This window comes from Actinoplanes cyaneus (assembly GCF_016862095.1).
GTDB lineage: Bacteria > Actinomycetota > Actinomycetes > Mycobacteriales > Micromonosporaceae > Actinoplanes > Actinoplanes cyaneus.
On the sequence record NZ_BOMH01000041.1, the window covers coordinates 273,035 to 297,563 of the forward strand.

Consider the following 24,529-nt stretch of genomic DNA (forward strand, 5'->3'; position numbering starts at 1 on the left):
GACCGTTCGGATGCTTGACGGGAACCCAGCCGATTCGTGGACGGCGGTGCCGGTTGTGAAGCTCCGGCCACAGAGCCGATCCGGCACTTGCCGGGAACAGGTACGTTGCTGATCCCTACCCGTCCGAGGATGGTTCATGTTGCGTCTGTCTCGGTCTGCCCTTCTGCTGACCACGGTGTCGTCGGCGGCCGGCCTGTTCGCCACGCCGAAGTGAGCATCCGGCGCATCAGTTCACGCAAGGTCGTCCTGACGGCCACGTTCCTCGCCCTGGCGGCCGGCGGTACCGCTGCCTGCGACAACGGCGCCGGTGAACAGTGGGAGCACACCGAGGAGCCGGCCTACGCCTACGACTCCGGCAGCGGCAGCGGCTCCGGCAGCGGCAGCGGCAGCGGCAGCGGCACGGTCGTCGAGGATCCGGTCGTCGAGGATTCCGTCACCGACGAGGATTCCCTCGATGAAGAGCCCGCCGACGAGGTGTTCTACTGCGCGGACGAAGAGGGAGAAATCGTCGACGAGGAATACTGCGACGACGACACCAGCCGGTATCTCATCTGGCACTCCACGTCCTACTCCCGCGGCCTCGGGCCGGGGGCTTACCTGGACGGCGGTGACTCCTTCTCACCCGGTGACACCGCGAGCCGGCGCGCGTTCAAGCTGCCGACCTCGGGGCCTGTCTCCAACGGCACCGTGAAGACCAACGTCGTGGGCCGCGGGAGCAGCGGTTCCACGGCCGGCGGCATCTCGTCGGGAGGCTGACCGGCCGCAACACCCATGCCTTTCGGTTCGTCCGTCAGGAATACTGCATGGGTCCCCTCGACAAGGAGTCGGATGCTGAGCCAGGCGAATCGGAGATTGCTGTCGGCGGCCGCGTTGCTGGCGTTTCTCATTGGAGGGTGCTCCAGCAAGCCGGAGTGGGGATCGGTGAATACCGCAGCCGGTGAGCGGCAACGGGTGCTTTGTGTCGGCACGGCTGGACCCGCAGTCGTCGTGGTGCACGGCATCGGCGACCATGCCGGCTCCTCGTCGTTCAGTGAGGTGCTCGCCGGACTGCCGGCGGACCGGCGAGTGTGTCGTTACGACCGGCCCGGCGCGGGAGACAGCCCAGAGCCGTCGCGACGTGGCCGAGACGCTGCGCAACTGGCGGAGGAATTGGACGGCGTGGTGCAGCAGGCTGATCCGGATCGGCCGGTTCTGCTTGTCGGGCACTCGTTCGGCAGCTACCCCGTATTGATCTACACCGCGCGGCACCGTGCTCGAGTGAGCGGTGTCATCCTGGTGGACGGCGTCGACCCTCAGTTCGGGCTGCTCGAGGCGCTCGGCGCCTCCTCCTGGACGGAAGTGCCCATGGCAGCCGAGCATTTGGATCTGCCGGCCGTGCAGGACCAGACCGTTTCCGCAGTGGCTCGCGGCAGTCACGAGTTCGCTGACCTGCCAATGACCGTGATCCGCCGGGAGAAGAACGTCACGCCGGCTTGGCTGGACGCCCAGAAGCGCCTCGCCGGGCTTTCCGCAAAGAGCCGGATCGTCGTCGCTACCGGCGCCGGTCATCAGGTGCCGGAGGACAATCCTTCGGTGGTGGCGGACGCAATAGCGAGCTTCGCCGGTTGAGTGACACACCTACGCCGGCATCGCGGAGCGCTCAGTACGAGTCGGCGACGTCGACGGTGACCGCCGACGTCGGCTGAGTGACGCAGGTCAGCACGAAGCCGGCCGCACGCTGCTCGGGGGTCAGGCAGTTCGGCGAGCTCATCGTGACGTCGCCGGCGCGCAGGCGCACCACGCACTCGCCGCAGTTGCCGACCGTGCAGGAGTACGGCATCGGCGCACCGGCCGCCAGCAGCGTCTCGCCGGGCGTGACCGTCACCGCCGCCACCTCGTGCCCGCCGTCCTCGACGGTCATGAGGTGCGGCCCGGTCCCCGCCACCGGAGCGACGACCGCGCTGGTGTAGCTCTCCTGGTGTATCCGATCATCCGGCACCCCGCGCTCGGCCAGCACGTCATGCACGGTTCGCATCACCGGGTCCGGCCCGCACAGCACGTACTGCGCCGCGGGTGAGGCGGCCACTTCGTCGAGCCAGGTCCGCACCGCCTCGGTGTCGAGCCGGCCGCGCTGCCCCGTCCAGGCCGGGCCCGGCCGGGTCAGCCGGTGCGTCACCGACAGCCCGGGCCGGGAGCGCTGGAGCCGGTCGAGTTCGTCCGCGAACAGGATGCTCGTCTCGTCCCGGTTCCCGTAGAGCAGGGCACCGTCGAGCCCGCTGCGGAGGATGCTCATCATCGGCGTGATCCCGCTGCCTGCCGCTACCATGACGACTTCGCCGGAGACGCGGAGGTTCCCGGACGGGCCACGCACGGAGAGCCGGTCGCCCACCCGCAACGTGTCATGGGCGTGCGTGGAGAAGACGCCGCCCTCGACCCGTTTGACTGTCACTTCCAGGCGGGTGGATCCGGGCGCGGACGAGGCCGAGCGCGGCTGCTCCCACAGCCGCGATCGGAGGATGCAGCGGGGGCAATGGACGTACGCCTCCTGAATCTCCACCTGGATCCGTGACCGGTCCTGCCCTGTCACAGAGCCGTTGAGGCGCAGGGTTTCGCCGACGCCCGGAAGGAGGAAGACGAACGACACCCCGCCGCTGATCGGTCCCGGTTCGTCGGCGGGCGCGGCCAGCGAGATGCGGCGCGGGGTGTGGACCCGGACGAACCCGGGTGTGCCGCCGACGAACGTGGCCCGGCGGTCCCCTCGCGCGTCCCGGTAGCCGAAGCCCGCGATCGGCGAGTGCGCGAGCACCGTGGCACCGCCGTCGTCGAGCCGGTCCCGCTGTTTCAGGTTGATCAGCGCGCCGGGCCGCCCGATGATCGCCTCGACCTGCCCGACCGCCGTCAACCGACGCAGGCGTGCCACGTATTCACTGGTCATGACTATATTGTGAGTAAAGTTTCAGCTTTTCGGTACTCGCTTTGAGGAGACCTCTCATGCCTCGCGGTGATCAACGCTCCGAGCCACGTCGCAGGCCCGTTCAGGTCCGCGCGGAACTCACCCGGGTACGGATCCTCGCCGCCGCTGCTCACGTTTTCAGCGAGTACGGCTACGCCGCCGGCACCACCAACCGCATCGCCGAGCAGGCGCGCGTCTCGATCGGCTCGCTCTACCAGTACTTCCCGAACAAGGACGCGATCCTCGCCGAACTGCTCCTGCAGCACATCGACGACAGCCGCCCGTTTCTGAACACCGCCGGGCTCACCCTGGAGGAGGCGATCCGGCGGTTCGTCCACCAGACCGTCAGCCAGCACCGCCTCGACCCGCGGTTGTTGCGCATGATGATCGAGGAGGCGCCCCTCTCCCCCGACCTCGTGGACAAGATTTCCCGGTACGACCGTAAGCGCGCCGCCGAGCTCCGAGAGTTGCTGCAGACCCACCCGGAGGCGCGCGTCGACGACCCGGACACCGCGATCCGGCTCGTCGTGACCACGGTGGAGCTGGTGACCCACACGCTGACGGCCGCCCCGGAGCCGGTCGATCCGCAGCGGCTGGAGAACGAGCTGGTCACCATGCTGACCCGTTACCTGACCGGGCCGGACAGCGTTCCGTGACTCTCTCCGGAGCCTTGCTCACGTGTCCGGAATTGAGGTGCCGCCGGCCCGTGGACAGAGAAGTGGCCGTGACTCCCGGGCGGGAGTCACGGCCACTGGTGGAGGCAGGGTCAGGCGGCGACGCCGACGGCGACCTGCTCCAGGGCGGTGTTCAGGATCTCGCGGACGTCCGAGACGATGTGGACCGTCAGCGCGGCCAGCACGTCCGCCGGGACGTCGTCGAGGTCGGGCTCGTTGCGCTGCGGCAGGTAGACCTCGGTCAGCCCGGCCCGCTGCGCCGCGAGCAGTTTCTGCTTCACGCCGCCGATCGGCAGGACCCGCCCGGTCAGCGACACCTCACCGGTCATCCCGACCTCGGCCCGCACGTTGCGCCCGAGCAGCAGGGACACCAGGGCGGTCGTCATCGTGACCCCGGCTGACGGGCCGTCCTTGGGCACGGCGCCCGCCGGCACGTGCAGGTGGATCGGGTGGTCCAGCTGCTCGGGCGAGATGCCGAGCTCACCGGCGTGCGCCCGGACGTAGGAGAGCGCGATCTGCGCGGACTCCTTCATCACATCGCCGAGCTGGCCGGTGACGGAGAGCCCGCCCTTGTCGCCGGGCAGCAGCGACGCCTCGATGTAGAGCACGTCGCCGCCCATGCCGGTGACGGCCAGGCCGGTGGCGACGCCCGGGACGGCGGTGCGCTCGGCGGACTCCGGGGTGAACCGGGGACGGCCGATCAGCTCCTTGAGGTCGGGCGCGTCGACAGTAGCGGGCAGCTCACCGAGCGCGGCCTTGCGGAACGCTTTCGCGAGGAGACGCTCCATCGACCGTACGCCGGCCTCGCGGGTGTAATTGGCGGCGATCTCGCGCAGAGCGTCCTCGGTGACCGTCACCTCGCCCTCGGCGAGCGCGGCCTTCTCCAGCTGGCGGGGCACGAGGAAGTCGCGGGCGATGGCGACCTTGTCGTTCTCGGTGTAGCCGTCGATCCCGATCAGCTCCATCCGGTCGAACAGCGCCTGCGGGATCGTCTCCAGGGTGTTGGCCGTGGCGATGAAGAGCACGTCGGACAGGTCGAGGTCCAGATCGAGGTAGTGGTCACGGAACGTGTGGTTCTGCGCCGGGTCCAGCACCTCCAGCAGGGCCGCCGCGGGGTCGCCGCGGTAGTCGCTGCCGATCTTGTCGACCTCGTCGAGCAGGACGACCGGGTTCATCGAGCCGGATTCCCGGATGGCTCGCACGATGCGACCGGGAAGAGCTCCCACGTACGTACGGCGGTGGCCGCGGATCTCCGCCTCGTCCCGCACGCCACCGAGGGCGACGCGGACGAACTTGCGGCCGAGGGTGCGCGCCACGGACTCGCCGAGCGAGGTCTTGCCGACTCCGGGCGGACCGGCCAGCAGGATGACCGCGCCGGAGCCACGCCCGCCGACGACGCTCAGTCCGCGGGACTCGCGGCGGGCACGCACGCCCAGGTACTCCACGATGCGGTCCTTGACCTCGTCGAGGCCGTGGTGGTCCGCGTCGAGCACCGCGCGGGCGGCGGCCAGGTCCGTGTTGTCAGTGGTGCGGACGCTCCACGGCAGGTCGAGCACGGTGTCGAGCCAGGTGCGGATCCAGCCGGCCTCGGGGTTCTGATCGCCGGCGCGCTCCAGTTTGTCGACCTCGCGCAGCGCCGACTCCCGTACGGCGTCGGGAAGTTCCGCGGCCTCCACCTTGGCCCGGTAGTCGTCGGTGCCGTCGGCCTCGCCCTCACCCAGTTCCTTGCGGATGGCTTTGAGCTGCTCGCGCAGCAGGTATTCGCGGTTGCGCTTCTCGACCGACTCGCGCACATCGGTCTCGATCTTGTCGCTGACCTCGGACTCGGCCAGGAAGTCGCCGGTCCACTCGATGAGCAGCCGCAGCCGCGCCTCGACGTCCGGGGTCTCCAGGAGTTCGCGTTTGCGGTCGTTCGACAGGTACGGCGCCCAGCCGGCGGTGTCGGCGAGGTCACCCGGGTCGTCGATGGCGCTGACCGAGTCGATGACCTGCCACGCCTCGCGACGCTGCAGCACCGAGACGACCAGCTTCTTGTATTCGGCGGCCAGCTCACGGACGTGCTCGCCGGGCTTGCCGGTCTCGACCGGCTCGGCCTCGACCCACAGCGCGGCGCCGGGGCCGGTCACGCCGCTGCCGATCCGGGCGCGCACGCCGGTCCGCAGCACGGCCGCGGACGCACCGCCGCGCAGTTTGCCGACCTGCTCGATACTGGCGACGACGCCGTACGAGGCGTAGCGGTCCTCGAGGCGCGGAGCGATCAGCAGCTCGGAGCCGGCCGCGGAACGGGCGGCGTCGACGGCCGCGCGGGCTTTCTCATCCAGCTCGACGGGCACGACCATGCCGGGGAGCAGCACGATGTCGTCGAGGAACAACACAGGGAGACGCTTGCTGGTCACCGGGTACCTCCGCAGAAGTTGAGTACATGCCGCTCAACCACGCGGATGTCGACGATCTTCCACCGTTCACTGTCGGCGAAATCTGAGCTTGCCGTTCAACCAGTTCGACGGCGTAGCGGAGGGGGCCGCGGACGGCTGGGGATGTAAGGGGACGAGCAGATTCATCGGCCGGCACGTCCGGTGTTCCCGGCCGGCCCGAGGCCGACCGGGAACACGCAGCGGCGAGCTCAGCAGCTGTAACGCCTCCAGCCGACCAGCAGCTGGGGTGTGTAGTTGTATTTGAGTTCGACGCACTGCTTGGCCCGGCGGGCCGCACGGAAGGTGTTGTAGACGCTGCCGACGTACACGCGCGCCATGCCTTTGCAAAGGCGCTTGTAGAGAGGATTGGGGATCAGGCCGCAGGCGTACTGGATGACCGCGGACGCGCCGGCCGAGAACACCCTGGCCGGGATGCGTTGGATTTCCCTCTTGCTGAACCGGACGTAGACGAACCGCCCGAAGGAGATGCTCGGGTCGGCGACCACCGGGTACGCGGTATGTGCGTCCGTGTCGACCGTCTGGACCAGACTGCTTCCAGCGACCCGGTAGTGGGTCTTGATCGCACTTCCCTTGGCGTCCTTGGCCCACGGCGCTTCGACGGTGCCGAGAACGGCGGTCCCGCGGCCGATCCTCTTGACGATCGTCACGGAGCCGTCCGCCGTCGCCGCGAGCTCGGTGCCGGCGGGAAGCGTCAACGGGAACCGGTATTCCTTCGGGGCCGAGGCGTTTGCCATGGTGACGAGGACCCGGGCGCCCTCGGTCATGGTCTGCACCGCGACGTCGGCGGCCCGCCCACGATCGGCATAGACGACGGTGCCCTTTGACGTCTGGACGCCGGCGGCCGCGCTCGCTGCCGCAGGCAGACCGATCTTGAGAGTTCCTGCAGCGCCGGTGATGCTGACGCCGTCACGAGCGTTCCTCGGGACCTGCACATCCGTCCGTTGGTCGCGGTACTCGATGATGGAGTTGCCGTTACCGGCAGCCGCGACGGCTTCGTCCGCGTGCCCCGCTGTCGCTGCCTGGAGCGTCTTTCCGATCTTCACTGCCCGGCTCGAGTCAGCGGTCGCCGGAGCGGCTCCGAGTCCTGTCAGGACGATCATCCCCATGGCAAGCGAGCCGAGTCGGGTCCATCGGTTGAGTTTCAACTTCTTCTCCTATCCGAGGAATTCGAGCGGCGGATCTTGAGAAGGCAGAAGCGATCGGGTGCCGCGATGGGGTCGCCGCAACTGCCGGGTGAACCGCCGTGGCACCGATCGTGGGCGCTCGAGACCGTCATTGACGAGGTGGAACTGTCCCTCGCCGGACGCTAGCTGTCCCCTGGCGACAGGTGAGCCGCCGGGCCCTCCCCGTCCGGCCGACCGTGAAGACCCACGTGTGCCGGATCATCATGCGGCTGGAGGTGCACGACCGTACGCAGGCGGTGGTCGTCGCCCACCAGAACAAGCTCGTCACCCCGGGGTCCGAGCCGCCGAAGCGTGGTTCTGACGGCTTCCGCTGACCAGGGCCCGCTGTCACGCCGGGATCGGTGATTGCGGTGGCGCGGCCAGCCAGTTCCTCGGCGCCGTGCCGAGGTGCTGGGAGAACACTCGCGAGAACGAGGACGCGTTGGCGTATCCCAGCTCGGCCGCGACCGTGGACACCGCGGCACCGGCGCGCAGACGCTCCTGGGCGATGGTGAGCCGCCAGTGAGTCAGGTATTGCCCCGGGCTCGAGCCGATGACCTCCCTGAAGTGGGCCGCGAAGGCGCTGCGGGACATGCGTGCTTCGCGGGCCATGCTGTCCAGCGTCCAGTCCGCTTCCGGCGCGTCGTGCAGCGCGACGAGTGCCGGAGCCAGGCGCGGATCGGCCAGCCCGGTCAGGATGCCCGAGGGGATGCCGAGCTCGCCGACGTGGTCGAGGATCCAGCGCAGCAGGTGGATGAGGACGACCTCGAACAGCCGGTCGGCGATGAGCCGTTGCCCGCAGCGGACATTGTCGACCTCGTCGAACAGGAACTGCAGGAGCGGCTCCAGCCCCTTGACGGCGTCGAGCGGGACGATGAGCACCGGCGGCAGGGTCAGCAGGAGCGGGTGCGTCGCACCTCCCTCGACATCGAGCGACGCGCACGCGAAGTCGGAGCCGTCGGCCGGCGCGTTGTGGAAGGCGTGTTCGAGGGGCCGTGGGTAGAAGATCAGGGTCGGCCGGTCGAGCTCGATCCGCTTCACCGCGCCGCCGGGCTCCCGATGGGTGACCGCCACCTCTCCGCGCCGCAGGATGTGCAGGAAGCCCCGGCCGGGCCGGGCCGCGAACGTCGTCACCCCGCAGAGCGGGCCGGCGTGGAACAGGCTGGTGTTGACCCGGAACCGCTGCAGCAGCGAGGTGAGGCGATCGGAGGATTCCACACCCGCCATCCTATGGACGATCCGCTACGAATCAAAGACTTTCTGATACGTATCGTCCGGCCACTCAGGGCAGGCTTGGTGCACAGCCCCGACAACGGGGTGGTCACCTCAGATAGGACCCAGTCATGACGAACGTGCCCCTGATCGACCGTGACTCCGCCACCGGCGACGTGAAGGAGCAGCTGGACCAGATCCACGCCGCCTTCGGTGCCGTACCCGCGATGTTCAAGGCAGTCGCGAACTCCCCTGCCGCGCTCAAGAGCATGTGGGGGTCGTTCGGCGCGTTCTCCGGCGGCACCCTCGGAGCAGCCCTGGGCGAGCAGATCGCCGTGGCGGTCGCGAACCGCAACTCGTGCGAGTACTGCCTGGCCGCGCACACCGCGCTCGGCAGGAAGGCGGGCCTGAGCCGCGAGGATCTCACCGCCGCGCAGACCGGGGAGTCCGGCGACGCCCGGACCGCCGCCCTGCTCGGCTTCGCCCTGAAGCTGGTCGACGAGCATGGCCAGGTCACGGCCGAGGACGTCGCGGCCGTCCGTGCACACGGCTGGAGTGACGAGCAGATCGTCGAGACGATCGCCCAGGTCGCCCTCAACCTGTTCACCAACTACGTCAATATCGCCCTCGGGGTGCCGGTCGACTTCCCCATCGTGGCGCTGCGCCGGGCAAGCTGACCCCAGGGTCCGGGTGGCCGGTGCGCATCGCGTTCCCGACGCGCACCGGCCACGTCCCCGCCCGCGAACTCAGCGCTCAACCGCGGCTCCTCGAGAGATGACGACCTCGGTAGGCTGCGCCGCATGGCGTACGTACCTGATCTTGGACTGCTTCTGACCGCCGGATATCGCGTCGAGCGTGATGAGATCACCTACGTCGTCGAGCCTCATGCGCTCGGGCCTGTTGTGCTGCCCACCGGCAAGGTCGTGGGGTGCGACCCGCTCGTACCGCAGGCCGTGCCGTTCGTTGACGAAGTAGCGCCGGGCCATTACCCCCTGCGGGCCTGGGTGGCGGTTCTGTTCGAGAACGGCTCGGAGTCACAACGCCGGACAGCAGCACTGCAACTGGTAGTTCTGGACGAGCCGGTCGCTGCTTGGACCATGGCACTGCTCCCGGGGCAGGAGGCCACGTCTCTGAGCGATGACACCTTCTTCGGCTACCCCGTGGACTCGGGCACCGGCACCCTCGCCGACCAGGTCGCGATCGAGACAACGGCCCAATGGGACTTCGACCAGATCGAAGACACGTTCATCCCTGCGCAGATTCCCCATGACCCGATCGAAGCCGTCATAGCCGCAGTCGTGGACGAACGCACGGCAGCGAATGTGTACGTCGTCGGCTCCGGATGGGGAGACGGCGCATACGCGACCTATGTCGGCAGGACCGAGGACGGGCGGATCGCCAGCTTCGTGACGGACTTTCGTGTCATCCCGCTCGATTAGGGCCTCCCCTTTGAACGTTGGCGGTGTAATCCGCGGGGCTCTGAGGCTGCTCCGGGCAGGCGCCGACACTCGGAAGTGCTCGTGCGGGCACTGTCGCCCACCGAAGCCCCCGGACCGGGCGAACCGCGCCGAGAAATCGTGCCGATGAAAGACTCAATCAGGCGTCGAAGAAAACTCGGCGGATCACGAGCACCAAGCGCCTTCCGACCCCAGCAAAGAGAACAAGAAATGGTTGCCCTGACCTGAACCCCAGCCCAGTGACTACGACAAACCCGGCGGCATCCCACCTTATCGAGTGCCACCTTGACCACCATCACACACCAGCCCACCAAAACAATAAAAAGCCCAGCCCGCCCACGGCCGGGCACAAGCTCAGGGCTGGCAGGCGCGGACCGCCCGGACACCTGTCGCGGCGATGCCGGCGTTTCACCGCACGCCCGGCCCGCCGACGAGGCAACAACCGGAGCCACGGCGCCCGGGACAGGATCCGCTGGCCGCGCCGGAACGGCAACCGTCGACGCCGCCTCCAGCCGCTGATCCTGCCCGGCGGTGACAGCCGCCCACGCCGCCGAAGCACCCCACCCCGACCGGACCAGCTTCCGCGCATGCCGCTGACGTAAACCCCAAGCACGATGCCGCTCATGTACACGCCGAAACTCCTCTGCCTCCGCGGAGTAATTGCGCGCCAGAGTCCGATCCCGCATTCCCGCGAGCTCGGTCCGACTGAACAACGACATCTGCGCCACCATCACATTATTCCAGCCCGGAAAATGCTGACACAAGCGTCGGCACGCGCCAAAACAATCTCCTCCGGGCGGCATCTAAATGGAAATGGCCACCACATTTCCATAATGGCCGAGCTGCCCTCGATCGCGAGCCGACCGACGAATCACAACGCCAACGTTCAAAGACGAGAAATTGGCATGTCGACACGCGCGGCATCCGCTGCTCCTGCCCGGCGTGCGCGCCAACCGTAAGGCAGCTGTCCTGGCGTGAGGAGGCAGCGAAGGGCCGGGACAGGCCGGCTGACGGCGCGGCGGGGCTACGACGTGCGGGGCAGCGGGGGCAGAGCCGGCCGGTCGAGCCAGGCGGTGAACAGGTCGTCGAGCGGCCGCGTCGTGAAGCGGGTCGCGTGCGCGCGGAACTCCTCGGTGGTCACCGTCGAGTGCCTGTGCTCGGCCACCCACGAGCGGACCAGGGCGAAGAACGCCGCATCCCCCATCCGGGCCCGCAGGGCGTGCAGGGTCAGCGCGCCGCGCTTGTAGACGAGCGGGTCGAACATCCGGTCCACCCCGGGGTCCGCGATGGCGATGTCCGCCGGCTGGGCGGAGGCCCAGGCGTGCCACTGGGCGGCGTGCGCTGCCGCCGACCGGCCGCCCGAGGCGCCTGACCACAACCATTCCGCGTACGTCGCGAAGCCCTCGTTCAGCCAGATGTGCCGCCAGCTGGCGACGGTCAGGCTGTTGCCGAACCACTGGTGGGCGAGCTCGTGCACGACGAGCCGTTCGTGGGTGCGCCGCCCGTCGACGTGGTTGCGCCCGAAGACGGCCATGCCCTGCGCCTCGATCGGGTCGTCCAGGTCGTCGTCGGTGATGACCACGACGTACTCGCGGAACGGGTACGGCCCGAACAAGTGCTCGAGCGCTGCCATGATCTCGCCGTGCCGGCCGAAGTCGTGCCGGAAGGCAGTGTGCACGCGGGGCGGGATCGCGGCGCGCTGGACGATCCGCCCGGGGGCCAGTTCCAGCAGTTCGTAGCGGCCGATCTGCACGCCCATCAGGTACGGCGCGGTCGGCTCGTTCCGCTCGTACACCCAGGTTGTCATGCCGGCCTCGCGGCGGCGGGTGACCAGGTCGCCGGTGACCACCACGGTGTACGGCGCCGCCGCGGTCACCGACACCAGGAATGTCGCCTTGTCGTCGGTCCGGTCGTTGCACGGGAACCACGACGGCGCCCCGTTCGGCTGGCTGGCCACCAGGGCGCCGTCGGTCAGCTCGTCCCAGCCGATGTCGCCCCAGCGTCCGCGGATCGGGGCGGGTTTGCCGCCGTACCGAATCTCGATCTTGAAGATCGTCCCGTAGGGGATGTTGCGTTCCGGGCGGATCCGCAGCTTGTCCGGCCGGTGGTCGAACTTCGCGGGCCGCCCGTCGATCCGGACCTCCTTGACCCGGGTGCGGCCGAGGTCGAGGGTCAGCCGGGACAGCGACTGGACGGCGCGGGCGGTGATGACCGCCTTGCCGTCCAGCCGGTTCGTCGGCACCCGGTAGTCGAGTTCCAGGTTGTAGTGCAGCACCCGGTAGCCACCGTTGCCATGCCCGGGAAGGTACGGATCGGTGGAGTGGTCGGTGCCCGGTGATGCGGCCGAGGTCATGACCGCCGGCGGGCCGTGGCGGGCCAGGCCGCGATCGGGTTGCCCAGCCACCGGCTGTCACCGGGCACCGCGTCGCCGCGCGTGACCAGCGAGCCGGGCCCGACCGTGCTGCCGCCGCCGATGCTCGCGCCGGGCAGCACGATCCCGTGCGGGCCGAGCGTCGCGCCCGCGCCCAGAGTCACCTCGTCCATGGCCATGATTCGATCATGGAACAGGTGGGTCTGGACAACGCAGCCCCGGTTCACCGTCGCGCCGGCGCCGAGACGCACCAGGTCGTACTCGGGAAGCCAGTACGTCTCCAGCCAGACGCCGCGGCCGACCTTCGCCCCGAGGGTCCGCATCCAGATGTTGAGCAGTGGCGTGCCGTTGGCGAACCGGAACAGCCACGGCGCGGCGAACGCCTCGACGAACGTGTCGGCGAGCTCGTTGCGCCAGACGAACGACGTCCACAGCGCGTGCTCGGTGACCCGGAACCGGCCCACCAGCAGCCACTTCGCGGCCGTGCCGAGCAGCGCGGCGGCGATCGCCGACGCCAGCAGGACCGGACCCGCGGCGAGCGCCGCCACCCAGCCGCCGAAGCTCTGCCAGATCGACGCGAGCGCGACCAGGACGCCGACCACCAGCGTGCCGGCGGCCATCACCGGGACGACCCGGCACAGCTCGATCAGGGCACGGGCGACCTTCAGCCGCAGCGGCGGCGCGTACGTCCGGTTCGCGTCGGCGGCCTCGACGGTGCGCCGCAGCGGCATCGGCGGGGCGCCCAGCCACGACGAGCCCTTCTTCGCCTTGCGCGGCGCCGACGAGAGCACCCCGACCAGGCCACGCTTGGGCACCGAACGGCCGGGCGCGGCCATCCCGGAGTTGCCGAGGAACGCCTGCTTGCCGATGCGGGCGGGGGCGATCCGCAGCCAGCCGTGGCTCAGCTCGTAGGTGCCGACCATGGTGTCGTCGGCCAGGAACGCGCCGTCGTCGACAGTCGTCATGGCCGGCAGCGCCAGCACTGTCGACGCTTCGACGTTGCGGCCCACCTTCGCGCCGAGCAGCCGCAGCCAGACCGGGGTGAACAGGCTGGAGTAGATCGGGAACAGCGCGACCCGGGCCATCCCCATGAGGCGCTCGGTGGTCCACACCTGCCAGGCGCGGCGGCCCTGGACCGGGTGGAAGCCCTCACGAAGGCCGATGCTGAGCATCCGGACGGCGACGAGCACGACCAGCGCGTACGTGATCAGGTAGCTGACCGCGGCGACCGGCGCGGCCAGCAGCGCCGCGCGCGCGGCCGGCTGCTCGCCGAGCGCCCAGCCGAGGATCGCGAGCGCGGGAAGCGCCGCCACGACCGGGACCAGGCCGAGCAGGTGGGCGGTCAGGCTGTACGCCCCGACCCAGAACTTCGCGCCGAACCGGTGCCGTGCCGGGCGCTGCGCCGGCCAGCCCTCGCCGTCCTTGGTCGCGACGGGCACGGCCGGGGAGCCCGCCCAGCGCTGACCGGCGGGAACAGCGCCGGTGACGGTCGAGCCGGCACCGATCCTCGCGTTCTTGCCGACGCGCGCGCCGGGCATCAGGGTGCTGCGGGAGCCGACCCGGGCGCCGGCACCGACCCGCACCATGCCGACCCGCACGACGTCCCCGTCGATCCAGTAGCCGGACAGGTCGACCTCGGGCTCGATCGCGACGCCCCGGCCGAGCTTGAGCAGCCCGGTCACCGGCGGCGCGGAGTGCAGGTCGACGTCGCGGCCGATCCGGGCACCGAGCGCCCGCGCGTACGTGATCATCCAGCCTGCCCCGGTGACCCCGTTCGCCCCGGTCAGCTCGGCGAGCCGCTCGGCCGCCCACAACCGCAGGTGCACGCCGCCGCCGCGGGGGTACTTGCCCGGGCCCACCCCGCGCAGCAGCAGCCGCGCGCCGGCGGCCGTGACCGCGATCCGCCCGGCCGGGCTGAACAGCACCAGCCAGCTCGCCGCGATCCACGACCAGGACACCTGCGGCGCCCACGGGGCCGGCGCGAGCATCGTGAGGATCTTGCCGAGCGCCGCGAGCACGGTCATCCAGCGCAGCCCGACCAGCGCGAGCATCGGCAGCATCAGCAGCGCCTGGACCAGCCCGGACCACAGCGGCGTGGGCCGCACCTCGCGATGGGTGGTCTCGCTCGCGCCGAGCGCCTCGACGGCCGCGGCCATCTGCGACAGGCGCGGGTTCTGGTAGATGTCGGCCACCGACATCTGCGGGTACGTCTCGCGGATCCAGGCGACCAGCTGCGCCGCGTTCAGGCTGCTGCCGCCGCTGCTGAAGAAGTCGGCGTCCCCGTCGGCCGGGCGCAGGCCCAGAATCTGCTCCCAGCCGCCGGCCAGCCAGTCCTGCGCCGCGGTCAGCTCGGCCGCGGTCGCGCCGTCCACGACGAGTGGCCAGGGCAGGGCCGCCCGGTCGACCTTTCCCGACGTACGCGTCGGAAGGTCCTCGATCACCGCGAGCAGCGGGACCAGCGCGGCCGGCAGCTGCTCCCGGATCTGCTGATTGGCGGCCGCCACGTCGAACTCGGCGCCGCCCTGCGGCACCAGGTAGCCGACCAGCAACTGGTTGCCGGCGGCGGTCTTCTTGATCGCGACGGCGGCGCCGGCGACCCCGGGCAGGGCCTGCAGCGCGGCGTCGATCTCGCCCAGCTCGATGCGCCGGCCGCCGAGCTTCACCTGCTCGTCGCCGCGACCCAGGAACAGCAGCCCCTCGGGCTCGGCGCGCACGATGTCACCACTGCGGTACGCCCGGGCCCAGCCCATCGACGGCAGCGGCGCGAACTTCTCGGCGTCCTTCGCGGCGTCGAGGTAGCGCGCGAGGCCGACGCCGCCGATGACCAGCTCGCCGCTCTCCCCCATCGCGACCGGCTCACCGTCCGCGCCGACCACGGCCAGCTCCCAGCCGGCCAGCGGCAGGCCGATGCGCACCGGACCCTCGCCGGTCAGCCGTGCGGCGGTCGCCACCACTGTCGCCTCGGTCGGCCCGTACGTGTTCCAGACCTCGCGCCCCTCGACGGCCAGGCGTTCCGCCAGCTCGGGCGGGCACGCCTCCCCGCCGAAGATCAGCAGCCGCACGTCCTCGAGGGCCTCGACCGGCCAGAGCGCGGCCAGCGTCGGCACGGTCGAGACCACCGTGATCCGCTGCTCGGCCAGCCACGGCCCCAGGTCGACGCCGCTGCGCACCAGCGAGCGGGCGGCCGGCACCAGGCACGCGCCGTGCCGCCAGGCCAGCCACATCTCCTCGCAGGAGGCGTCGAAGGCCACCGACAGCCCGGCCAGCACGCGATCGCCGGGCCCGAGCGGCTCGATGCCCTCGTCGACCAGGAACAACTGCGCCTCGGCGTCCACGAACGCGGCCGCCGAGCCGTGCGAGACCGCGACGCCCTTCGGGGTGCCGGTCGAGCCGGAGGTGAAGATGATCCACGCGTCGTCGGCCGCGCCGGGACGTCCGGACATTGCTTGCGGCGTACGGCGTGACGACACGCTCAGCCCGTCACCGAGGACCGCGCACACGCCCGCCTCGCCGAAGACCAGCTCGGCCCGCTCGTCCGGATCGTCGGCGTCGACCGGCACATACGCCGCGCCGGCCGCCAGCACCCCGAGGATCGCCAGGTAGAGCTCGGCCGTCCCGGAGGAGATCCGGATGCCCACCCGGTCGCCGGGCCCGACCCCGTGCCCGGCCAGCCTCGCCCGCAGCGTCTCCACCTCGCCGGCCAGCTCGCGGTAGGTGAGCGTCACGTCCCCGGCGTCGATCGCGGGAGCTCCGGGGTGCTCGCGCACCGTGTCGTCCAGGATGTCGACGAGGGTGCGGCGCATCGGCGCGGAGCGGGAGTGGAACACCGCCGGGGCCCCGGGCGACGCCGCGATCTCGGAAAGCTCGATCAGACGCAGGTCAGTGGTCACCGTCACCGGGCATGCTCCCTCTCCACCACAGGTCCGTCTCAGGCCAGGCACACGGCGCTGAGCTGCCCGGGGCAGCACTCCAAGCTACGCGAACGGCACGCCGAATGACGCCACCCGGCCGAATTGGTGTCCACCGACACAGCCGAACAGCCTGCTGCCCTTAGCCGTTTCATCCGGCCGTCGATGGCCGCGCGGTCACGAACGAGTCCCAGGCGGCCATCGCGCAGGTGATCGCTGTTCGCGCTGATCGCCGCCGGCGTGATCCGGCCCGCGAGCCCGGTCGTCCACGACCTGGCGGACGGCCCGAAGGTCCTCGCGGCGCTCGAAGCCCGGGCCACGGTCGGCAAGCTCGCGTTACGACCCTGAGTCAGCGACGCACGGAGGCGGTGAGACCGCCGCCCGACCGGTAGGCGAAGCAGACGATGTCGCGGTCCCTGCTCCAGGTCGCCGACGTGGGCGTCGCGTAGACGGTCTCGAGGTCGTCGGCCGGGGTGCCGGTGTAGGCCTGCAACCGGCGCGAGCATTCGGTCTTCGCCGTCTCGCCGACCGCCTCCTCACCCGGCCAGTCGCCCTTGGGCATGGTGTAGATGCCGATAACCTCGGCGTTGTGGGCGCTCGTGCACGGCGTCGCCGCCATGTCGCTGTCGAGGCCGATGAACCTGTTGAGGTTGGCGCAGTCGCCGGTGCGTACGTCGTCGAAGGAGATCGTCCGGTCACCGCGGACGTTGCCCGCGTCGTCGCGATCCGGATCGATGACGTGGGTGTAGACGACGCCACCCACGAACGCCAGGACGATGGCGGCACCGAACAGCATCTTGAAGGTTCCCCACGCGGTCCGCGGAGCGCGCAGTGACCGGATCGGCTCCCGGGGAGCCGAATCCGGCCAGGGCTGCCCGAACTGCGCGTCCGGGTGGGCCTGCTGCGCCGGGACGCCGGGCGACGGCGGTGCCGGAACCCCGTGTTGTTCATTCACGGCCGTCACAGTAGTGATCGCGCCAGGCCCCGATCAAACGAGCCATCGAACGAGCCGATCGAACGAGACGGTCAGCCGGAGAATGCCAAGGTGGCCCCGAGCGGCCCGGGATACGACCACGTCTACGCCATCGGTGACATTGCCGGCCAGCACCGGTACGGGCGTGCGGGCGGGCGGATCCGCCGCCGATCGGGTGGGCATTGATCCCGGATTGGCACATCCGTCATCACCGAGCACCGTGTATACCCGGTATTCTACTGGCCATGATATCGAGCATGGTGACGACGTGAGCGTTCGGCATGCGCTGTTGGCGCTGCTCAGCGAGGGCCCGAAGTATGGACTGCAGCTGCGCGAGGAGTTCGAGGCCCGCACCGGCGAGGTGTGGCCACTCAACGTCGGGCAGGTCTATCAGACGCTGCAGCGCCTGGAACGCGACGGCCTGGCCGAGTCCGGCGACGACGCCGAGCCGGGCCCGCAGAAGGGCTTCCGGATCACCGAGGCGGGCGCGGCGGAGCTGGCGGGATGGCTGCGCACACCGCCGGATCTCGGCTCGCCGCCGCGCGACGAGCTGATCATCAAGATTCTCGTGGCGGTCCGGCTGCCCGGGGTCGACGTGCACGAGGTGATCCAGGCGCACCGGCGGTATGTGGTGGAGCTGATGCAGCAGTGGACCCGCCTCAAGGAGGGCGACGCCGAGCACGACCTGAGCCTCGCGCTCGCGGTCGACGCCGAGCTGTTCCGGCTCGACGCGGTGGTGCGCTGGCTGGACACCGCCGACGGCCGCCTCAAGCGGGCTGCCCTCACACCGCCGCCGGTGCGGTCCACGCCCCAGCTCCGGCGTCGGACGGGGGCCCGGCGATGACCGGCGTCCTGGAGTTGCGCGAGGTGTCGAAGACCTACCGGGACGGCACCGACGACGTGCACGCCCTGCGCGAGGTCAGCATGAGCGTCGAGGCCGGGCGGATGGTCGCAGTGATGGGGCCCAGCGGCTCGGGCAAGAGCACGCTGCTGACCATCGCCGGCGCCCTCGAGACCCCGACCAGCGGCGAGGTCACGGTCGGCGGGCTGGCGTTCGCCGGGATGTCCCGCGACGACCGCAGCCGCCTGCGGCGACGGGCCATCGGGTACGTCTTCCAGGACTTCAACCTGTTGCCCGGTCTGACCGCGGCGGAGAACGTGGCGCTCCCCCTCGAACTCGACGGCCTGTCCGCCCGCAAGGCCCGCGTCTCCGCCGTGGCCGCGCTGCGCGAGCTGGACCTGACCGAGCGGGCCGGGCACTTCCCCGACCAGCTCTCCGGCGGCGAACGGCAGCGCGTCGCGATCGCCCGCGCCATCGTCGGCGACCGGCGGCTGCTGCTGGCCGACGAGCCGACCGGCGCCCTCGACACGGCCAACGGCGAGGCGGTCATGCGGTTGCTGCTCACCGCCTGCCGGCGCGGGCTGGCCGTGGTCGTGGTGACCCACGACGCGCAGCTTGCGTCCTGGGCGGACCGGGTGGTGTTCATCCGCGACGGCCGGATCGTCGACCACACCGGCGGCCGCCCCGACCCGGATTCGCTGCTGGCCGAGGAGCCGGCCGGATGAGCGCCCCGGCGCGGGACCGCCCGCTTTCGCTCGGCGCCGGCCACGGCGGGATGAGCGCCCGCCGAGCGGTGGTGCGCTGGCCACCACGGTCGGGCTGATCCGCAGTGAGACCGCCCGTGACCTGCGCACCCTGACCGCGGCCGGTGCCCGCCGACGGACCCGGCGAGCGCTGACCGCCTCCACTGCCGGGGCACTGGCCCTGGCCGGCGCGCTGCTCGGCGCGGCCGGCGCCTACCTGGCCCTGCTCGCCTGGCATCACCGCGACGCGCAATGGCTCACCCCGGTGCCGCTGACCAACCTGGCGGCGATCCTGGCCGGGCTACCACTCCTGGCCTACCTGGGCGCCTGGGTGCTGGCCGGACGCGAACCGGCAACCCTCGCGCGGCCGGCCCTCGAATGACTCCCACCTGCCCGCTGCCGGCCCGCACCGTCTGCCGCGGGCGGAAGAGCTGTGCGGTCGCGCCCGGGTGCGGTGGCGCGACCAGCCGGTGATGCCGCTGCTCGCCCCGGTCCGTGGCGCATCGATGCTGTTAGGTAGCGACGCCGGGTCGTTGAGCGCGGGCACGAGCAGGTTGGTGTGGATGCCCGCCAGCCCGTCCGGGCCGATCCGGCCCATCGCGTCGGTGACGCCGGCGCCGACGTCACCGCCCTGGGCGACATAGCGGTGACAACCGAGGCGGCGCACCCGGTCCGGAAGGTTGTCGAGGTTCGCGGAAGGCCGGGAATCGGCGGGCATCACCGTTGCGATGCTCCCCGGCCGGATCGGACGGGGAACATCGATCAGCCGCCGATCGGCGGAGACGGTCAGCCGGAGAAGGCGAAGCGGACCCAGCCGGGGCCCTGCGCGTGCAGGTAGAGCTGCCACTGGTCGCCGGGCCGCACCTGCGGGAGCAGCCGGTTCCAGGCGTAGTTGTCCTCGAGGTACACCCACGGGCCGCAGCGGTAGTTCCGCCCCGAACTGGTCTCCAGGCACGCCTTCGCGTGCGTGATGTAGTGGACCTCGGTCAGCTGCATCCAGATCGAGGTACAGCCGCTCGGCACGTAGTTCGGTGCGCCGGAATTCTGATGACTCTTGCCGATGTAGAGCCGGCCACCGTGGGAGGCCGCCTTGCACCGGGCATCGCCGGGACTGGCGGCGCTCGCCGATGATGGTGCCGTCAAAGCCATTCCGATCCCGGTCGTCGCGACAACCAATGCACCTGAAAAGAGTTTACGAATTCCCATTCCCTGCCACCCCTGACCGCCGGTGAAGTGCTGAATTCCTGCGGCTCAACCTACGGGTCATACGTGATCCATAGGCGGCCCGTCACCCATACGGATCACCGCCGCAACGCACATTTGACCGATCATCCGAGAACGCATTCCACCGACTCGTCGAGGTGAATTCACTCCGATTCACCGGGCTGTTTCCCCGGTTTCGCAGTAAAGTGTTCGAGCACATCTTGCGACTTCCGCGACGAATTCCCGGTCGTGGCCGCCATGGTGCGCCGGTCAGTCGATGACGCCGGGAGTTCGCCGCGAGACGTGGTGCGGCTGGCCGGCCGCCGGACCGGGTGGGGCCAGGCGGGCCGCGAGGAACTTCGGGGCCAGTTCGCGGTAGCTGTCGGTGAGCAGTTCGACGATCTCGGTCCAGTCGGTGTGGGCGCCGAGGACGGCCGCGGCCACGTTGTCGCCCCACGGCGCGCGGAAGTACGGGAAGCCGGCCACGGTCAGCCCGAGCAGGTCCTCGACCGGGACGCGGAACGTCATCACGATCGGTTCCGCGTCGTCGATCACGTGCTGGGCGTAGACCGGGAACCGCTGCACGTCGGGCGTGTAGACGTGCGCGACCGTCCGCGCCCGGATCCGCCAGCGGACACCGATCCAGGCCGGCTCCTCGTACGTCTCCGGCAACTGCCCGACGATCGGCCGCAGCCGGTCGAGGATCTCGGGTGGCACGTCTGCGGGGCTGGACATGGCGGCAACGTTGTCAGACGACCCAGCCGGGCGTCCATCCCGTCACGGCCGGCGGCGGGCCGAGATGGGCGCGCAACGCGGCCAGCCCCGGGTGCGGATTGTCCCGATGCCACAAGAGGAAGTGCGGGTAGACCGGCGTCGGATCCACGATCGGGATGCGGCGCAGACCGTGGCTCTCGGGCCACACCAGCCGGGTCTGCGCGCCGATGAACGTGGCCAGCGCCGGGGTGTCCGCGATCGTGTCGAGGAGCGCGTCGGAGCCGAAGTTCGGCCCGGTCGCCTCGATCGTCAGGCCGAACTCGGCGGCGAGGTCGTCGTAGTACGCGCCCCACTCGGTGCCGGGCTCGATGCCGGGCATCCAGAGCCGGTGCCCGGCGAGCCGCGCGAGGTTCACCGAGCGCGCCGCCGCCAGGGCGTGCGCCGGGCCGGTCAGCAGTTGCAACGGTTCGTCGAGGACACGTACCGCGCAGATCTCCTCGGGCAGCGGATGGCCGGGCATCGCCACGGCCCGGAAAGAGGCGTCGATCGCGCCGGAGCGCAGCGCCTCGACGGCCGCCGTGACGGTGAAGAGCTTGACCACGTCGAGCTCGGTCGCGGGGTGCGCGCGGTGGAAGTCGCGCATCAGCCCGGACGTGGCGAGCCGTGAGGCGATCACGTCGACCCGCAGTGGACGGCGGCCCGGCAGCACCGACGCGGCCGCCCGCTCGGCCGCTTTCAGCAGCTCACGGGCGTGCGGCAGGAACGCCTGCCCGTCGAGGGTCAGCTCGGCGCCGCGCGGCGTGCGGGTGAACAGCCGCACCCCGAGCTGGCGTTCGAGGGTGGCGACGCGCTTGGAGACGGCCTGCTGCGAGATCGTCAGCTCGGCGGCCACCTCCTGGAACTGACCGAGATCGGCGGCGGCCACGAAGGTGCGTACGGCATCGAGATCCACCTCCTCATACAACCACGAGTTGTGCACTGACGGCGATCCGGTTGTTTGATCCGCAGGCCAGCGGGTTGCTTGGATCCTCTCAGTCAACGAGGGGTGGATCAGTGGGACGGCAATTCCGGTGGATGTGGCTGGCGTTCACGGCGAGCACGCTGGGCACCTGGCTGGGGTTCGACGCGTTCCCGCTGATCGCGATCCTGGCGCTGCACGCGGGCCCGGCCGAGGTGTCCCTGCTGTCCGCCGCGGGACTCGCCGTCGGGGCGCTGATCGCCGTGCCGCTCGGGCCGTGGGTGGAGTTCCGCCGCAAACGGCCCGTGATGATCGCGATGGATCTGGTGCGGTTCGCCGCGCTGATCAGCATTCCCGTGACGTACGCGCTGAATTGTCTCTCGTTCTTGCAGCTCGTGATCGTGTCGGTGATCGCCGGCGCCGCTGACATCGCGTTCCGGGCGGCCAGTGGCTCGTTCCTGAAATCGCTGGTCGCGCCGCGGGATCTGCTGACCGCGAACGGGCGGTTCGAGGCGACGACGTGGACGGCGACCGTTCTGGGGCCGCCGTTGGGCAACGCCGCGATCGGCGTGCTGGGGCCGGTCATCACGGTGGCGGCCGACGCGGTCAGCTACCTGCTGTCGGCGGCCGGCATCGGCGCGATCGGCGGCCCGGAGCCACGCCCGGCCCGCACCGGCGGCACGCGAACCGGGATCGGCGGCTGGCGCTACCTCCTGGCGCATCCGGCGCTGCGGCCGCTGCTCTTCAACACGGTGCTGGTCAACGGCCTGATCCTGGCGACCGCGCCGCTGATGGCCGTCCTGATGCTCGGGCGGCTGGGGTTCCCGACCTGGCAGTACGGTCTCGCCTTCGGCCTCCCGTGCCTGGGCGGCCTGCTCGGCGCGCGACTCGCCCGGCGGATCGTCGGCCGTTTCGGCGAGCGCCGCACCCTGCTCGTCTCGGGGACGCTGCGCGCGTGCTGGTCGATCGGGCTGGCGTTCGTCGGTCCCGGTACCGGCGGGCTCGTGCTCGTCATCGCCGTCCAGTTCGGCCTGGTCACGTGCATGGGCGTGTTCAATCCGGTGTTCGCGACGTACCGCCTGGAGCAGACCGCGACGGATCGCGTCGCGCGCACGCTGACGGCGTGGTCGATCACCAGCAGCGCGACGATCGCCGCGATGACCGCCCTATGGGGCGTGCTCGCCGCCGTCACCAGCCCGCGCGCCGCGATCGCCCTGGCCGGCCTGCTCCTGCTCGCGACACCGCTGCTGCTTCCGCGGATCGATCAGAAGACGCTTTCGCCGTACGGCCATTGACCCGCTTGCGGTAGTCCGAAGGGAGCGCGTGCCGGCTCAGCCGACGGCGGCCATGGCGCGGTCGAGCAACTCGCGCCGCAGGGCAGCTGATGAGCTGCGATCCCGAGAAGTAATACATTACATGTCTTCTCCCCCGCTCGGCACCATGCACGGCGCCCAGGAGGGCTAACGAGCGCCCGCCGGGCCGGAGTACCTGGACAGCACTCGCCCGCCGCCGGTATACATCACATGTATCCGGCTCCGGCTCGACTTCTGCGGGGCCCGTCCACGGGAGACGACATGCCTCAGGCCGCCCGGGCTGCCCGCATCACGGCTCTGGAAGTTCTCGACGTCCGGTTCCCCACCTCCGAGCACCTCGACGGCTCCGACGCGATGAACCCGGAGCCGGACTACTCCGCCGCCTACGTCGTGCTGCGCACCGATGCGCCCGACGGCCTGGAGGGACATGCGCTGGCATTCACCACCGGGCGTGGCAACGATGTGCAGGCTGCCGCGATCTCCGCTCTCACGCCGTACGTCGTCGGCCGTGATCTGACCGAACTCTGCTCCGACCTCGGCGGCTTCGCCCGCGAGCTCGTGCACGACCCGCAGTTGCGCTGGCTCGGTCCGGAGAAAGGCGTGATCCACATGGCCACCGGCGCGGTCGTCAACGCCGCGTGGGACCTGGCCGCCAAGCGGGCCGGCAAGCCGGTGTGGCGGCTGCTGGCCGACATGTCACCGGAGGAGCTCGTCGCTCAGGTCGACTTCCGCTGGCTCAGCGACGCGCTCACCCCGCAGGAGGCGCTCACGCTGCTGCGACAGGCCGAGCCCGGGCGAGCCGACCGGCTCGCCGCACTGACCGCGAACGGCTATCCGGCTTATGCGACGACGCCCGGCTGGCTGGGTTACTCCGACGAGAAACTCGCCCGGCTGGCTCGGGAAGCAGTCGCCGACGGCTTCACCCAGATCAAGCTGAAGGTCGGCGCCTCACTCGACGACGACGTCCGGCGCCTGCGGGTGGCCCGCGCCGCCGTAGGGCCGGACGTTCGCATCGCCGTGGACGCCAATCAGCGATGGGACGTGGCCGAGGCCATCGACTGGATGCGCCGGCTCGCCCCGTACGAGCCTTACTGGATCGAGGAGCCCACCTCACCGGACGACATCCTGGGGCATGCCAGGGTGCGTGCCGCGGTGGCACCCATCAAGGTCGCCACCGGCGAACACGTGGCCAATCGGGTGGTCTTCAAACAGCTGCTGCAGGCGGGCGCGATCGACATCGTCCAGATCGACTCGGCGCGCGTCGGCGGTGTCAACGAGAACATCGCCATCCTGCTGCTGGCTGCGAAGTTCGAGGTTCCCGTCTGCCCGCATGCCGGTGGCGTCGGGCTCTGCGAGATGGTGCAACACCTGTCGATGTTCGACTACGTCGCGGTCTCCGGCACCGTGCGGGACCGGGTGATCGAGTACGTCGACCATCTGCATGAGCACTTCGTCGCCCCGGTGCGAGTCCGCAACGGTCGTTACCTGGCTCCGGCCGCACCCGGACTGAGCGCGCAGATGCACGCTGCGTCCCTGAAGGAGTACGCATACCCGGACGGGCCGGTCTGGATCGCTCGTGCCCGAGAATCTCGCCGACGCCCGCAGAGCGGTGACGTCCGCATCACGTGAAGG

General features: G+C 70.5%; 21 protein-coding genes. 10 read left to right on the forward strand and 11 right to left on the reverse strand.

Annotation, left to right across the window (positions count from 1 at the left end):
- Positions 1-210 precede the first annotated feature (210 nt).
- Entirely contained in the window at positions 211-756 is a 546-nt protein-coding gene (locus Acy02nite_RS28485) for a hypothetical protein (RefSeq protein ID WP_203746249.1), read from the forward strand.
- A gap of 72 nt (positions 757-828) precedes the next feature.
- A complete protein-coding gene (locus Acy02nite_RS28490; protein WP_203746118.1) occupies positions 829-1,608 on the forward strand; it encodes an alpha/beta fold hydrolase in 780 nt (259 codons plus the stop codon).
- A 31-nt stretch (positions 1,609-1,639) separates the two neighbouring features.
- On the opposite strand, the gene Acy02nite_RS28495 is transcribed toward Acy02nite_RS28490, so the two are convergent.
- Positions 1,640-2,914: a 2Fe-2S iron-sulfur cluster-binding protein gene (locus Acy02nite_RS28495; RefSeq protein WP_203746119.1), complete on the reverse strand. Its 1,275-nt coding sequence runs from the start codon at positions 2,912-2,914 to the stop codon at positions 1,640-1,642.
- 56 nt (positions 2,915-2,970) lie between these two features.
- On the opposite strand from Acy02nite_RS28495, the gene Acy02nite_RS28500 reads away from it, so the two are divergent.
- Positions 2,971-3,588 (forward strand): TetR/AcrR family transcriptional regulator, encoded by a 618-nt coding sequence (locus Acy02nite_RS28500; protein WP_203746121.1) that lies wholly within the window; start codon positions 2,971-2,973, stop codon positions 3,586-3,588.
- A gap of 110 nt (positions 3,589-3,698) precedes the next feature.
- On the opposite strand, the gene lon is transcribed toward Acy02nite_RS28500, so the two are convergent.
- Both lon and Acy02nite_RS28510 read right to left on the reverse strand, forming a co-directional pair.
- A complete protein-coding gene (lon, locus tag Acy02nite_RS28505) occupies positions 3,699-6,002 on the reverse strand; it encodes an endopeptidase La (RefSeq protein ID WP_264653300.1) in 2,304 nt (767 codons plus the stop codon).
- Positions 6,003-6,229: 227 nt separating this feature from the next.
- Positions 6,230-7,186: a hypothetical protein gene (locus Acy02nite_RS28510; protein ID WP_203746123.1), complete on the reverse strand. Its 957-nt coding sequence runs from the start codon at positions 7,184-7,186 to the stop codon at positions 6,230-6,232.
- A 182-nt stretch (positions 7,187-7,368) separates the two neighbouring features.
- On the opposite strand from Acy02nite_RS28510, the gene Acy02nite_RS28515 reads away from it, so the two are divergent.
- Positions 7,369-7,539, forward strand: a complete 171-nt coding sequence (locus Acy02nite_RS28515; protein ID WP_203746125.1) for a helix-turn-helix domain-containing protein — start codon at positions 7,369-7,371, stop codon at positions 7,537-7,539.
- A 13-nt stretch (positions 7,540-7,552) separates the two neighbouring features.
- On the opposite strand, the gene Acy02nite_RS28520 is transcribed toward Acy02nite_RS28515, so the two are convergent.
- On the reverse strand, positions 7,553-8,422 hold the full coding sequence (locus tag Acy02nite_RS28520; protein ID WP_203746127.1) for a helix-turn-helix transcriptional regulator: 870 nt from the start codon (positions 8,420-8,422) through the stop codon (positions 7,553-7,555).
- 125 nt (positions 8,423-8,547) lie between these two features.
- Here Acy02nite_RS28520 and Acy02nite_RS28525 point away from each other — a divergent pair, with 125 nt between their 5' ends.
- Positions 8,548-9,093, forward strand: a complete 546-nt coding sequence (locus Acy02nite_RS28525; RefSeq protein WP_203746128.1) for a carboxymuconolactone decarboxylase family protein — start codon at positions 8,548-8,550, stop codon at positions 9,091-9,093.
- A gap of 123 nt (positions 9,094-9,216) precedes the next feature.
- Complete coding sequence (locus Acy02nite_RS28530) at positions 9,217-9,855, forward strand: DUF4241 domain-containing protein (RefSeq protein ID WP_203746129.1); 639 nt, start codon at positions 9,217-9,219, stop codon at positions 9,853-9,855.
- Positions 9,856-10,897: 1,042 nt separating this feature from the next.
- Here Acy02nite_RS28530 and Acy02nite_RS28535 read toward each other — a convergent pair.
- The 3 genes from Acy02nite_RS28535 to Acy02nite_RS28550 all read right to left on the reverse strand — a co-directional run bounded on the left by Acy02nite_RS28535 (position 10,898) and on the right by Acy02nite_RS28550 (position 17,107).
- Entirely contained in the window at positions 10,898-12,226 is a 1,329-nt protein-coding gene (locus tag Acy02nite_RS28535) for a M1 family metallopeptidase (RefSeq protein WP_203746243.1), read from the reverse strand.
- Complete coding sequence (locus Acy02nite_RS28540) at positions 12,223-16,140, reverse strand: Pls/PosA family non-ribosomal peptide synthetase (protein ID WP_203746130.1); 3,918 nt, start codon at positions 16,138-16,140, stop codon at positions 12,223-12,225. Before Acy02nite_RS28540 ends, Acy02nite_RS28535 begins: the two co-directional genes overlap by 4 nt.
- 361 nt (positions 16,141-16,501) lie before the next feature.
- Positions 16,502-17,107: a septum formation family protein gene (locus Acy02nite_RS28550; protein WP_203746131.1), complete on the reverse strand. Its 606-nt coding sequence runs from the start codon at positions 17,105-17,107 to the stop codon at positions 16,502-16,504.
- A gap of 286 nt (positions 17,108-17,393) precedes the next feature.
- Between Acy02nite_RS28550 and Acy02nite_RS28555 the strand changes: the two genes are divergently transcribed.
- Complete coding sequence (locus tag Acy02nite_RS28555) at positions 17,394-17,969, forward strand: PadR family transcriptional regulator (protein WP_203746132.1); 576 nt, start codon at positions 17,394-17,396, stop codon at positions 17,967-17,969.
- Positions 17,966-18,691, forward strand: coding sequence for an ABC transporter ATP-binding protein (locus Acy02nite_RS28560; RefSeq protein WP_203746133.1), 726 nt, complete (start codon positions 17,966-17,968; stop codon positions 18,689-18,691). The genes Acy02nite_RS28555 and Acy02nite_RS28560 overlap by 4 nt, the downstream gene beginning before the upstream one ends.
- Before the next feature lie 319 nt (positions 18,692-19,010).
- Here Acy02nite_RS28560 and Acy02nite_RS47530 read toward each other — a convergent pair whose 3' ends face one another.
- The 4 genes from Acy02nite_RS47530 to Acy02nite_RS28580 all read right to left on the reverse strand — a co-directional run bounded on the left by Acy02nite_RS47530 (position 19,011) and on the right by Acy02nite_RS28580 (position 21,578).
- Complete coding sequence (locus Acy02nite_RS47530; RefSeq protein ID WP_307872296.1) at positions 19,011-19,430, reverse strand: hypothetical protein; 420 nt, start codon at positions 19,428-19,430, stop codon at positions 19,011-19,013.
- A 65-nt stretch (positions 19,431-19,495) separates the two neighbouring features.
- Positions 19,496-19,705 (reverse strand): hypothetical protein, encoded by a 210-nt coding sequence (locus Acy02nite_RS28570; protein WP_203746139.1) that lies wholly within the window; start codon positions 19,703-19,705, stop codon positions 19,496-19,498.
- 477 nt (positions 19,706-20,182) lie between these two features.
- The gene (locus Acy02nite_RS28575; RefSeq protein WP_203746141.1) at positions 20,183-20,647 is read right to left on the reverse strand and encodes an MmcQ/YjbR family DNA-binding protein; all 465 of its coding nucleotides are present in this window, start codon (positions 20,645-20,647) and stop codon (positions 20,183-20,185) included.
- Between the two features lie 13 nt (positions 20,648-20,660).
- Positions 20,661-21,578, reverse strand: coding sequence for a LysR family transcriptional regulator (locus Acy02nite_RS28580; protein ID WP_203746143.1), 918 nt, complete (start codon positions 21,576-21,578; stop codon positions 20,661-20,663).
- A 101-nt stretch (positions 21,579-21,679) separates the two neighbouring features.
- On the opposite strand from Acy02nite_RS28580, the gene Acy02nite_RS28585 reads away from it, so the two are divergent.
- Together Acy02nite_RS28585 and Acy02nite_RS28590 are read left to right on the forward strand one after the other, a co-directional pair.
- A complete protein-coding gene (locus tag Acy02nite_RS28585; protein WP_239175292.1) occupies positions 21,680-22,879 on the forward strand; it encodes an MFS transporter in 1,200 nt (399 codons plus the stop codon).
- Between the two features lie 279 nt (positions 22,880-23,158).
- On the forward strand, positions 23,159-24,526 hold the full coding sequence (locus tag Acy02nite_RS28590) for an L-fuconate dehydratase (protein WP_203746145.1): 1,368 nt from the start codon (positions 23,159-23,161) through the stop codon (positions 24,524-24,526).
- The last annotated feature ends 3 nt before the right edge of the window (positions 24,527-24,529 follow it).

What these genes read in the sequence shown, in the direction of transcription:
- Acy02nite_RS28490 (WP_203746118.1), top strand. Translation starts at nt 829, where the DNA reads ATGCTGAGCCAGGCGAATCGGAGATTGCTGTCGGCGGCCGCGTTGCTG.
- Acy02nite_RS28495 (WP_203746119.1), bottom strand. Translation starts at nt 2,914, where the DNA reads ATGACCAGTGAATACGTGGCACGCCTGCGTCGGTTGACGGCGGTCGGG.
- Acy02nite_RS28500 (WP_203746121.1), top strand. Translation starts at nt 2,971, where the DNA reads ATGCCTCGCGGTGATCAACGCTCCGAGCCACGTCGCAGGCCCGTTCAG.
- Acy02nite_RS28525 (WP_203746128.1), top strand. Translation starts at nt 8,548, where the DNA reads ATGACGAACGTGCCCCTGATCGACCGTGACTCCGCCACCGGCGACGTG.
- Acy02nite_RS28530 (WP_203746129.1), top strand. Translation starts at nt 9,217, where the DNA reads ATGGCGTACGTACCTGATCTTGGACTGCTTCTGACCGCCGGATATCGC.
- Acy02nite_RS28535 (WP_203746243.1), bottom strand. Translation starts at nt 12,226, where the DNA reads ATGACCTCGGCCGCATCACCGGGCACCGACCACTCCACCGATCCGTAC.
- Acy02nite_RS28560 (WP_203746133.1), top strand. Translation starts at nt 17,966, where the DNA reads ATGACCGGCGTCCTGGAGTTGCGCGAGGTGTCGAAGACCTACCGGGAC.
- Acy02nite_RS28570 (WP_203746139.1), bottom strand. Translation starts at nt 19,705, where the DNA reads ATGCAGCTGACCGAGGTCCACTACATCACGCACGCGAAGGCGTGCCTG.
- Acy02nite_RS28575 (WP_203746141.1), bottom strand. Translation starts at nt 20,647, where the DNA reads ATGTCCAGCCCCGCAGACGTGCCACCCGAGATCCTCGACCGGCTGCGG.
- Acy02nite_RS28590 (WP_203746145.1), top strand. Translation starts at nt 23,159, where the DNA reads ATGCCTCAGGCCGCCCGGGCTGCCCGCATCACGGCTCTGGAAGTTCTC.